This is a genomic window from Thermostichus sp. OS-CIW-33, from assembly GCF_054059615.1.
This window is the reverse complement of sequence record NZ_JBSSCH010000035.1, coordinates 1-10,848: the sequence shown is the minus strand read 5'-3', so window position 1 is coordinate 10,848 and position 10,848 is coordinate 1. Positions and strand designations below refer to the sequence as shown.

The window sequence follows — 10,848 nt, the reverse complement described above, 5'->3', positions numbered from 1 at the left end:
GTCAGGACTTGGGTCATGGTTCTATTGTGACTTCCGCATTCCTCCCGGCACTGACCCTACGGGTACAGTGCGGGGCTCCTGCGATTTCTAGCTGACGAAGTTGGCGGGAAAACGGGCTCCGGTTTGGGCCGGATCGAGCCCGCCTCGGCTACTGCCTCAGAGAGCTTTTGCCGCACCAGCTCCTGAGTCTCCAAAATGTTGGGATCCGCCGCCCATTCCGGGGCCTCTCGAACGGGATCATCCTCGGAGGTGAACTCCAGGTCGTAGGTCTCGGCGCGGTAATCGAGGCTGAAGCATTCCCAAGCCCGCAGACTGTAAAAATAGGGGAACAAACGCACAATGCGCTCAATATCCAGGTGCGCAGCAAAGCGACGAAAAGCCTCTTCTTCAGACACCGGAAAAGGGGCGTAATGTTCTGAAACAAACCACCGCAAGAACTTCCGCGCCTCTGGGATGATCTGCTGGGCAGGCAGGGATCCCAGCACCGCTGCGTTGAAGCAGTTGACCAACAGGTGCTCCAGCATTACCGCGTTGTACTCGGCAAAGCAGGTTTGCTCGCGGCTTTCCACCGGCTGCCAGGGCATGTTGCCGTTGGCGGCAATGAGCAGGTGAACCAGGTCATGGGAGGGGTTGGTTTGGATGTAGCCGTGCCCCTCCAACTTGGCGCCATCGCAGCTAAAGAGCTGGTGTTGGGGGCTCCAATAGAACTTGAGTTGCTTTGCCGCCATGTTCAGTTCTCCTCCTCACCCAGGGGATCCTTTTAGAGCTTACACCTGCACTGATGAGCTGCTATGAACTATAGGCCACGGAGGAGAGCGCCGGCTTATTTGACAATTGGTCAGCGAGAACGCTTGCCACAAGTGGCAAAACAAAGGGGTCTTTATCTCGAAGCAATTCTCGGAGCAGACAGGCTTTAGCCGCCCTACTAGGCTCAAAGCTGAGACCCGCTGTGCTCGCATTGTGAAAAAAGATCAAGATCCTCTAACTGCAGTAAAAATCTCTACGCCTACACCAAGCGCTACAGTAGCTTTCGGAATTACTGGGTGGTATTGTAACTCCCTACTTTCATGCCACCCCACTATGCTTGCACTGGCAGCTGCAATGACTGTAAAAATACAGCCCGGTCAAGTAAAAAGCCAAAAAGCTGGTTGGCTGCTTCTCCTGGTGCTCGTGGGAAGCTGCCTTGTCGGCTGTGGCTCTTCCGGCGGTACAGGCATTGATCCGTCTGCTGTGGGATCCCAAGCTCGCCTGACATTCAATGGGGCTCTGACCCGCTCCTTTTCTGGCACACAAGGGGAAATGGAGTTCAACATCGCCCTCTTGCAAGGCGGGGATCCGCCCCAACCAATAACCCAGCTCTCTGCCAGTCAGGTCAGCCTGCAGGTAAACCGGGTAACCGATTTGCTAGGGATCCCGCAGCCGGTAACCTTGACCCTGACACCCACCCGGATCGAGAACCCCCCGCCGGATCTGCCTCAGCGGCCTTTGCTCATGGCTGTGCTGATGGATGGCTCAGGCAGCCTGTTGGTCTTGGATCCCCAATCTCGGCGCTTCCTGGCTGTTTTTCGGCTCCTGGATCAATTTCGCCCTGCACCCCTGGATCTGGGCGCCATTCTGCGCTTTGACAACCGGGGGGCAGGTTTTGGCCTTACAGCTTTGGGGCAGCCCCTGCGCACAGCTCAGCTATTGCAGGACTTCACCGGCGACAAAGAGCTGCTGAGACGAGGCGTTTTGCGCGCTGTTCCGGAGGGAACACCGCCCTTTACGATGCCACGGTAGAAGCCGGGCGTTTCTTGAGCGACTTTCGGCCCACCGAGCGTTTCAACCGCCGCTTGGTGGTATTCACCGATGGGATTGACAACGAAAGCACCCGCTCCATCAACCAAGCTACTCAGGAGCTGACAACTTTGGCCAGAGAGCGAGGACAAAAACTCACCGTGTATGTGGTTGGGTTGGGGGTCGATTTGAATCTTCTGGAGTTACAGCGTCTGGCTGCAGCTACTGAGGGGACTTTTGTGCTGGCACGGTTTTCTGAAGGGCTGGAAGCTCCCTTTGCCAACTTATTCCCTGCTGCTATTGGGGAGCACCGCCTGCAAATGAGGGTGCAAAGCAATGTTCCGCTATCTGCTGGTTCTTATCTTCTCAGTGGCGAGCTGAGAGTTGAGAGAGAAGGCAGCCGTTTTGTGGCGCCATTCAGCGACGCTGTTCTCACGGTGGGATCCCGCTAGAGTCATTCCGCAGGCTGACAACATCCCTAATCGAGAGCGAGGCGATAAGCAAATGTTTCGACGACTCGGTATACCCAGAAGATTTTGGCAACCGGCTGCGCTTGTCCTGGCGGCAGTGCTTACAGGTTCCCTAACGGTTTTCCTGAAAGGTTGCGGTGGCACCTCCAGCAGCCCCTCGACTGTGGGGTCGCCGCCAAGGGATCCCGGCTCTGGCTCTGGCTCTACCTCTGCCATTTTGGGATTGGTGGTGGATCCCTTTGCTCAGCTTTGCCCTTCAGGCTCAACAGCCGCCCTTTGTTCGGGAGGGCCGCTCTTTTCAAGAGGCAATAAGGTTGAGTTGTTCAACCTAAGCTCAAGAGGGGACATTTTGTTGCCTGCCTTGTCAACCACTGCCTTGGAGGGCAACTTGCGGTTCACCATCCCCTTTTCCGGATCGATTACTCAGCCGCCGGGGAAATTGGTATCGGTTCAGTCCAATCTCCTGGGCCAAGGGCGTCAGTCCGGCCAGCCTACACCCCTGCGGGGATTTATTTTCAGCGCAGCCGTGGATGTTTCCCCTTGGAGCGAAGCCCTTTATCGCATCTTGCTGCGGGAGCGGGATAGAGTACCTTCCTCCAACTTAGCTCCCCCCGAAGTTAGGGATCTGGAGAATATTCTGTTTGTCAGCGTACCTCTTTCCAGAACAGCCCGAAACTTGGAGGAGATCATCACTGACATCATTCGACAAGCGGATCAACTTAGTTTTAATCAGCTTCGCTTTGTGGAAGATCTCATTCGCGTTTGCTATGCCCCAGAAGGCGATCAATCGGATCAGCCCTGCCGCCTCCGCATTCCGGTGCCCCTACCTCCTGCACCGACGGACTTTCCGACACCTCGACCCACTCCTGCCTCTACCCCGACACTAACACCGACGCCAACGCCGACACCAACACCGACACCGACGCCGACGCCAACACCGACGCCAACACCGACGCCAACCAACTAGGTAGGAGAGCCGTGTAGCCATGCCCTTGGAGAAGTTGGTCCCGCTATTGCGGTCGCAAAAGCGTCGTGTAGCGATGACGGCTTTCCCCCAGGTGGAGTGAGCCAGTCGTGGAGATATCTATCGAGGTTTGACAGCGCTTGCCGCCTGTGACGGTGGGATGTCAGGCTGAGACAGGAGTGGTTTTGCAGTCGGTAGGAACCATGACGCAGCGTGCCCAAGGATTTTGGCAATGGGGATCCCTTTGCCGGATTGGCCTCTACGTAGCTGCTCTGCTCTGCGGGGTGGCGCTCTGGGGGATCCCGGCCTTGGCTCTGCCCCAGGGGGATGCCATTACCGATCCACGTACCCTCTTGCGGCGGGCGCTACCCATCTCAGAAACGAAGCTGCTGGAGGTTGATGAAGCCATCTCCAAAATCGACGCCGACCTGAAGTACAACCGCTGGTCGGCAGTGCGGGGAGATGTGCGCCAGGTAGAGCACCTCTTGGATCGCTATGGAGATTCCCTGCTGGCCGGCTTGCCTCCGGATCGGGTGACCCCAGCCTCTGAACAGATGGCTGCGCTGCGGGAGCAGTTGCGGGTGATCGGCCAAGCCAGCGAGCGCAAATCCAAGGGTAAAGAAGAGGCCCGCGCTGCCTACGACCGTCTAGTGGACGAGTTGGGATCCCTCGAAAACAACTGGGTGGGGGCTTTCCCCTACACAGTGCCTGCTGAGTATGCCGACAAACCTCAGCTCTTGGGGCGGGCAGAGGTGGAGCTAAACACCACCGCTGGGCGCATGGTGATCACCTTAGATGGCTACAGCGCCCCCATCACTGCCGGCAACTTTGCCGACCTGGTGCAGCGGGGCTTCTACGATGGCCTGACCTTTGACCGGGTGGAGACCTTCTTCCTGGCGCAGGCCGGGGATCCCCCTGGCCCTGCCGATGGCTATGTGGATCCGGCCACGGGCAAGGTTCGCACCATCCCCATGGAGATTCGCGCCAAAGGCGAGGTGATGCCCCGCTACGGCCAGACTTTTGATCAGATGGGCCTGTGGGATGTGGAACCGGCTCTGCCCTTTTCCGCCGAAGGGACGGTGGCCATGGCCCGCTATCCCGACGATCCCAACAGCGCCTCTTCTCAGTTCTTCATCTTTATGGCTGAGCCGGATCTCACCCCGGCGGGGTTAAACCTCATGGATGGCCGCTATGCCGTGTTCGGGTACGTTACCGAGGGAACGGAGGTGCTGCGCCACATCAAAGTGGGGGATCGGATTTTGAGTGCCAGATTGATTTCCGGCCAAGACAACCTCAAAACTGGAGCCTAGAGGGGATCCCTTCCTTCCTGCCTAACCGTGTCGATAAGCCGCCGTACCGTCGCCGCCCCTGCAGAGGGCTGGAAGCGAAAGGGAAATTTGCCCCTGGCCAACAGGCGCAGACCCAAAGGCACCAAGCTGAGCAGCCCTTTGGGATCCCGGCCCACCACCTGCAGGGCAAAGCGGCGCTCATCTATCCAACCACCGGAGCGCACCAGTTGCACCAGAGTCTTGCGGTGGCGGATGGCTATGGGCAAGGACTCCGTCCGAATAGCGCGAACAGCGTGCGATGGGGAACGGTCGGTGGGCAGAGCAGCGGTCTTGTCTACAGGGCGGGAGAGGATCCCCTGTTTGAGTTCGGTGATTTGATCCAGAGGTGCCACGCCCATCGGGCAGACGCTGTTGCAGTTCCAGCAGCGGGTACAGCCCCAGACACCAGCCAAGCTATCCAGAGCCTGCAGGCGTTGTTCCCGTTGGCTGTCGCGGCTGTCTTGGACGAGGCGGTTGGCTCTGGCCAGAGCATGGGGGCCGACAAACTCTGGGTTCACCTCTTTGGCATTGCAATCGGAATAGCAGGCCCCGCAGAGAATACAGCCACCGGCAGCGTTGAGATGTTCCCGTTCGGCAGGCAACTGCAAAAATTCTCGCTCCGGGATGCGACGCCCCGCCGTGCTGACAAAGGGATCCACCCGGCTGAGATCGTTCCAGAAGGGCTGCATATCCACCACCAGATCCCGCAGAACGGGCAGGTTTCCCAGAGGGCCGATGCGAATAGGCTGCGGCTGGGGGCTGCGGGGATCCAGCTCTTCGCCCACATGTCGGCCACAAGCCAAGGCTGCCCTACCGTTGATGCGCATGGCGCAACTGCCACAGATGGTGTTGCGGCAGTTTTTGCGGAAGGCCAAGCTGCCATCCTGCTCCCACTTGATCTGGTTGAGGCAATCGAGAATGGTGGCGCCAGGGGATGTCTCCAGCCAGAAGGACTGCCAGCGGGGCGGCTCCGGTGGCAACTGTCGGAAAATCTGCAGTTCTACTCGCAAAGTGCTCTGCACCGCTGAAGGGAAAGGGGATCCCATCCTAGCTCTCTCCCTATTGCTCCGCAACGCTAACGGGACAGCAGAAGTGGCTACAACGCGCGGCTGAGGGCGCTCCCCGGCCCCTGAAACAACAGCCAAGAAATAAGGAAGTTGGTGACAAACACGCCCAGCAGCGCCGTAACCACTGCATCGGTGGTGGAGCGACCCACCCCCTTGGCTCCCCCGCTGGTGGAAAGGCCCCAGTTGGAGCCGACAATGGCGATCAAAGACCCGAACACCATCGCCTTCAAACAACAGACGAGCAAATCCCAGGAGCTCAGAAGGGTTTGCGCCGAGTTGAGAAACACTGCAGGAGAGATGTTGTAGGCCGAAGCGCAGATGATCATCCCCCCCACCAGCCCCGTCAGCAGGGAGAGGATGGTGAGCACCGGCAGCATCAGCCCCGCAGCCAGCACCCGCGGGATCACCAGATAATCCACCGGATCGGTGCGCAACAACAGCAAAGCGTCGATCTGCTCCGTGACCTTCATGGTGCCCAGCTCGGCGGCAAAGGCGGATCCCACCCGTCCGGCCAAGATCACCGCCGTCACCACCGGTGTCAGCTCGCGGGCAAGGGCAATCGCCAAAACTCCCCCAATTAGGGAGGAAGCGCCAAAGTTGATGAACTCCCGCGCCAACTGGATGGTGAAAACACCGCTGATCACCACCGCCGTAATCAAAACAATCAGCAGCGACTCCAGCCCTACCGCCGCCAACTGATCCAGGGTGTTGCGGCGATGGATACGGCCCCGCATCAGATGCAAAATCACCTGGCCGGCCAGGAGAAAACTGCTGCCCACCCGCTGCAACCAGCTCATGGTTTCTGTCTCAAGAAGCCGTTATCGCTAGGCGACGCTTTGGCGACCCCGTTAGCGGGGCGGAATCCTTTGGGGTTGCCGGTTCCGCCGGCAACTGAAAGCTGGGCACAAACGAGGCCCGTGTCAGGGGTTGATCCAGGATCAGCCCCTCTCCCCCCAGCACTTCTAGGGCACGGCCTTCCACCGAGATCCAAACCCGGGCGCCGGGGTTTTGGCTGGTGGCCGTGTAGAGCACCTGCGCAATCCGGCTCATCATCGCCGTGGATCCCCCCCCTTGCGTGAATTCGGGGGAGAAGTTGAGGAAAATATCGTTGCCTTCCACCCGCACATCCAACACCCGCGTCTGGGGGGGAATGGCCGTGGTGAGGTGGGGATCCCGGGGGCCGGCAATCAGCTCCTCCAGAGCCAGGCGGATGGCTTCCTGAGCGTCGAAGGCGCGAACCGTGCGCTCTTGCTGCACATAGTAAATGGAGTTGTCGGCACTGGTCAGCCAATACAAGGAAAGCGTCTGCCGCGGCCCAATGGTGTACCACCAGGCTGCCCCCATCGCCCCCAGCCCCAGCAAAAAGCCGAGGATCCCCAGTTGTAGGGCCCGGCCCCGACGCGGGCGGGAACGCCGTCCTCCCAACCTAACGGAGCTGAGCTGTGCAATACGGCCTCCGTAGTGGCTCATCGCTGGCAACCCCCTGTCTTACCTAGCTCTAGGGTAGCGAAGAAAAGCCCACTCTGCCGGGGATCCCCCATAGGCTGGACAGGCAAAAGTGCGGCAGCAACTGGGATCCCTTTATTTGTATGATGATAATGATTTACACCCGGCATTGCTGAGTCGATAACTGAGCACACAAGGAGCTGAGCCTCAATCATGGTTACTGCCACCGCTACTGCCACCAATGTTGGCTACATCACTCAGGTCATTGGGCCTGTGATCGACGCCGAGTTTCCCAGCGGCAAGCTGCCCGAAATCTACAATGCCCTCAAGGTGGAGGGCACAACCGAAAGCGGCCTGAAGGTTAACGTCACCTTTGAGGTGCAGCAGCTTTTGGGGGATAACCGCGTGCGTGCGGTGGCCATGTCCTCGACCGACGGCCTGGTGCGGGGCATGCCGGTGGTGGATACGGGCGCTCCGATTACTGTGCCGGTCGGGCAGCCCACCCTGGGGCGCATTTTCAATGTGCTGGGAGAGCCGGTTGACCAAGGAGAGCCCGTTCAAGCCCAAGAATTTGCCCCCATCCACCGCAGTGCGCCTCCACTTGTCGATTTGACGATTAAGCCAGAGCCCTTTGAAACCGGCATCAAGGTGATTGACCTGCTGGCCCCCTTCAAAAAGGGGGGCAAGGTGGGCCTGTTTGGCGGTGCCGGCGTCGGCAAGACAGTGCTCATCCAGGAGCTGATCCACAACATCGCTGAGGAGCACTCTGGCCTATCGGTGTTTGCGGGCGTGGGAGAGCGCACCCGCGAGGGCAATGACCTCTACAACGAGATGAAAGAATCCGGTGTGCTGGACAAAGTGGCGCTGGTCTATGGCCAGATGAACGAGCCACCGGGTGCCCGCATGCGGGTTGGCCTGACTGCCCTGACCATGGCAGAGTACTTCCGCGACGTTAACAAGCAGGATGTGCTGCTGTTCATCGACAACATCTTCCGCTTTGTGCAGGCCGGGTCGGAAGTGTCGGCGCTGTTGGGCCGCATGCCCTCGGCGGTGGGTTACCAGCCCACCTTGGCTACCGAAATGGGCAACCTGCAAGAGCGCATCACCTCTACCAAGCAGGGATCCATCACCTCGGTGCAGGCGGTGTATGTGCCTGCTGACGACTTGACGGATCCGGCCCCAGCAACCACCTTTGCCCACCTCGACTCGACGGTGGTATTGTCCCGCAGCTTGGCAGCCAAGGGTATCTATCCGGCGGTGGATCCCCTGGATTCCTCTTCCACCATCCTGCAGGCGGACATTGTGGGCGAAGAGCACTACAACACCGCCCGGGCAGTGAAGCAAACGCTGCAGCGCTACAAAGAGCTGCAAGATATCATCGCCATCCTGGGGCTGGACGAGCTGTCGGAAGAGGACAAGCTGGTGGTGGCCCGCGCCCGCCGCATCGAGCGTTTCCTGTCCCAGCCGTTCTTCGTGGCGGAGGTATTCACTGGCTCCCCCGGCAAGTATGTGAAATTGGCAGACACCATCAAGGGCTTCCAGCGCATTTTGTCGGGGGAATTGGACAATCTGCCGGAGCAAGCCTTCTACTTGGTGGGCACCATCGAAGAGGCCATCGAGAAAGCGGAGAAGCTCAAGTCCAAGTGATCCCTCACCCCCAGCCCCTTTCCCACAGGAGGAGAGGGGAGTTGCCGATAGCGCGGCGACTGGGCTCCCCAGGGTTGAAGGGGGGAACGCCCTGGTGGCATTGCTGACTGAAAGCGCTCCCCAGACCCGGCAGGGCTCCTTCTTTTCGGGGGAGCCTTGGTTTTATCTACAGGTGGGACGGCTGCTAGGGATCCCCGGCGACAGGCCCGAAGCGATAGCCCTTGCCGTAGACGGTGTGGATCAATTCTGCTGCTCCGGGCAACCTGAGGCGGCGCCGCAGCAGGCGCACCTGAGCTGCCAAGACATTGCTGCTGGGGGGATCCTCTCCGGCCCACACCTGCTCGTAGATCTGGTCGTGGGTGAGCAACTGGCCGGGGTGGGTCATGAAGTACTCCAGCAGGCGAAACTCTTTTTGGGAGAGGTGGATCATCCGCCCCTGCCGGTAGGCCACCTGGTTCTCCCGATCCAGCTCCAAATCCCCTATCTGTAGGCGAGGGATCCCTTCTCCAGTACCTGTGGTTCGCCGCAAGAGGGCCCGCACCCGCGCCAGCAGTTCCCGCAGCTCGAACGGCTTCACCAAGTAATCATCTGCCCCGGCATCCAGCCCTTCCACCCGGTCGTCTAGGGTATCTTTGGCGGTCAAAAACAGGATGGGAGTGGTGCCATCCACCTGCCGCACCCGCTGACAGAGGGAAAGCCCGGAGAGCTCCGGCAACATCCAATCCAAGACCAGCAGATCGTAGGGCAGAGCGGGGGACTTTTGCAGCAGCTCCCAGGCCCGCCCTCCTGTGTAGGCGACGTCCACCGTGTAGCCCTCTCGCCTCAATTGCTGGGCCAGAGAATCGGCCAACTCCACTTCATCGTCCACCAACAAAATCCGTGCCATAGGACTCCGTCCCGCTAACGCGAACGCCTCAGGACTCAGTCTCGCCGTCGTCTTGGAAACTGACGCACGCAGGAAAGGACTCCTTTCCGCCAGAGCGTTGCGCAGCAATCACAGAACTGGGGAGCGGCTCAAGCTGCAAGGATAGATTGTAAAGGCGGCGACGCGTCCAGATGGGGGATCCCTGCAGACGCTGGGCCAACCGGCGGCTGGCTGCAGACCGGGACAGGCCTTCGGCCAGCAATCGGGCCATTTCTTGACGAATTTCCGCTTCCGATTCACTGTCTCCCCGCCCATTCAAGGACTCCGTCCCGCCTCTGGCAGGGTTAGGGCTGGGAACGGCACCCACATATCCCTCAAGCAAGAGGGTGAACTCCCCCCGCGGCGGCTGGGCGGCGCAGTGCTCCAGAGCTGCTGCCAGGGATCCCCGCCAGAAGGACTCATACAGCTTGGTCAGCTCCCGCGCCAGCACGATCTGCCGCTCTGGGCCGCAGTGATCCAGCAGATCCTGCAGAGTTTGGCGCAGGCGATGGGGGGCTTCATAGAGAACGACGGTGCGCTCTTCTTGGGCCAACTGTTGCAGGCGGGCCTGTCGCTGACTGGGTTTAAGCGGCAAAAATCCCTCGAACACGAATCGTCCTGTAGGCAGGCCCGAAGCGGTCAAGGCGGCAACAGCAGCTACCGGCCCCGGCACAGGGATCACCGGGATCCCGGCCTGAATGCAGGCGCGCACCAACTCTTCTCCCGGATCGGAGATGGCAGGAGTGCCGGCATCGCTGATCAGGGCCACCGACTGGCCCGCCGACAGATACTTCAGGAGTTGCGGGATCCGTTGGGCAGCGTTGTGCTCGTGATAGCTGATGAGGCGGGCGGAGATTTGAAAATGTTTAAGAAGCTGGCCGGAGTGGCGAGTATCTTCTGCCGCCACCCAGTCCACTTCCCGCAAAACCCGCAGCGCCCGCAGGGTGATGTCTTCTCGGTTGCCGATGGGGGTAGCCACCAAATAAAGGCTGGCGGTGGGGTGTTCCATCCCGAGCTCCAAGGCTGAGCTGCCGATAACCAGACAATAGCCAATTAGAGCAATTAGAGATCGCCTCGGATCCCCAGATTAACCTCTCTTGGCCGGTGCCCCGATACCCAAGCATCTGCCTTTCGCGGTAGCGGGACGGAGTCCTTTCGCGGTAGCGGGACGGAGTCCTTTCGCGGTAGCGGGACGGAGTCCTTTCGCGGTAGCGGGACGGAGTCCTTTCGCGGTAGCGGGACGGAG

General features: G+C 59.9%; 12 protein-coding genes. 6 read left to right on the top strand and 6 right to left on the bottom strand.

Features of this window, described 5'->3' with window-relative positions; all coding sequences use genetic code 11:
- Nucleotides 1-56: 56 nt before the first annotated feature.
- Nucleotides 57-728, bottom strand: coding sequence for a hypothetical protein (locus ACVWZG_RS13590; RefSeq protein WP_414375275.1), 672 nt, complete (start codon nt 726-728; stop codon nt 57-59).
- A gap of 442 nt (nt 729-1,170) precedes the next feature.
- Here ACVWZG_RS13590 and ACVWZG_RS13585 point away from each other — a divergent pair, with 442 nt between their 5' ends.
- The 5 genes from ACVWZG_RS13585 to ACVWZG_RS13565 all read left to right on the top strand — a co-directional run bounded on the left by ACVWZG_RS13585 (nt 1,171) and on the right by ACVWZG_RS13565 (nt 4,520).
- On the top strand, nt 1,171-1,779 hold the full coding sequence (locus ACVWZG_RS13585; protein ID WP_457407460.1) for a hypothetical protein: 609 nt from the start codon (nt 1,171-1,173) through the stop codon (nt 1,777-1,779).
- Nucleotides 1,780-1,793: 14 nt separating this feature from the next.
- Complete coding sequence (locus ACVWZG_RS13580) at nt 1,794-2,228, top strand: vWA domain-containing protein (RefSeq protein WP_457407461.1); 435 nt, start codon at nt 1,794-1,796, stop codon at nt 2,226-2,228.
- Between the two features lie 155 nt (nt 2,229-2,383).
- Nucleotides 2,384-2,578 (top strand): hypothetical protein, encoded by a 195-nt coding sequence (locus ACVWZG_RS13575; RefSeq protein WP_457407463.1) that lies wholly within the window; start codon nt 2,384-2,386, stop codon nt 2,576-2,578.
- A gap of 20 nt (nt 2,579-2,598) precedes the next feature.
- Complete coding sequence (locus ACVWZG_RS13570) at nt 2,599-3,213, top strand: hypothetical protein (RefSeq protein WP_457415425.1); 615 nt, start codon at nt 2,599-2,601, stop codon at nt 3,211-3,213.
- A gap of 200 nt (nt 3,214-3,413) precedes the next feature.
- Complete coding sequence (locus ACVWZG_RS13565; RefSeq protein WP_457407468.1) at nt 3,414-4,520, top strand: peptidylprolyl isomerase; 1,107 nt, start codon at nt 3,414-3,416, stop codon at nt 4,518-4,520.
- Here the strand turns inward: ACVWZG_RS13565 and ACVWZG_RS13560 are convergent.
- From ACVWZG_RS13560 to ACVWZG_RS13550, 3 genes are all read right to left on the bottom strand, one after another.
- Nucleotides 4,517-5,548, bottom strand: coding sequence for a succinate dehydrogenase/fumarate reductase iron-sulfur subunit (locus ACVWZG_RS13560; protein WP_457407474.1), 1,032 nt, complete (start codon nt 5,546-5,548; stop codon nt 4,517-4,519). The two genes, ACVWZG_RS13565 and ACVWZG_RS13560, sit on opposite strands and share 4 nt — an antisense overlap.
- An 86-nt stretch (nt 5,549-5,634) precedes the next feature.
- A complete protein-coding gene (locus ACVWZG_RS13555; protein WP_457395929.1) occupies nt 5,635-6,402 on the bottom strand; it encodes an MlaE family lipid ABC transporter permease subunit in 768 nt (255 codons plus the stop codon).
- 10 nt (nt 6,403-6,412) lie between these two features.
- A complete protein-coding gene (locus ACVWZG_RS13550) occupies nt 6,413-7,075 on the bottom strand; it encodes a GerMN domain-containing protein (protein ID WP_457407469.1) in 663 nt (220 codons plus the stop codon).
- 189 nt (nt 7,076-7,264) lie between these two features.
- Here ACVWZG_RS13550 and atpD point away from each other — a divergent pair, with 189 nt between their 5' ends.
- Nucleotides 7,265-8,698 carry a F0F1 ATP synthase subunit beta gene (atpD, locus tag ACVWZG_RS13545; protein ID WP_011434062.1) on the top strand — a complete coding sequence of 478 codons (1,434 nt, stop codon included), beginning with the start codon at nt 7,265-7,267 and terminating at the stop codon, nt 8,696-8,698.
- Between the two features lie 184 nt (nt 8,699-8,882).
- Here the strand turns inward: atpD and rppA are convergent, their stop codons facing one another.
- Nucleotides 8,883-9,584 carry a two-component system response regulator RppA gene (gene rppA / locus ACVWZG_RS13540; RefSeq protein WP_457407471.1) on the bottom strand — a complete coding sequence of 234 codons (702 nt, stop codon included), beginning with the start codon at nt 9,582-9,584 and terminating at the stop codon, nt 8,883-8,885.
- 28 nt (nt 9,585-9,612) lie between these two features.
- On the bottom strand, nt 9,613-10,611 hold the full coding sequence (gene rsmI, locus ACVWZG_RS13535) for a 16S rRNA (cytidine(1402)-2'-O)-methyltransferase (RefSeq protein WP_414383631.1): 999 nt from the start codon (nt 10,609-10,611) through the stop codon (nt 9,613-9,615).
- Nucleotides 10,612-10,848: the final 237 nt, after the last annotated feature.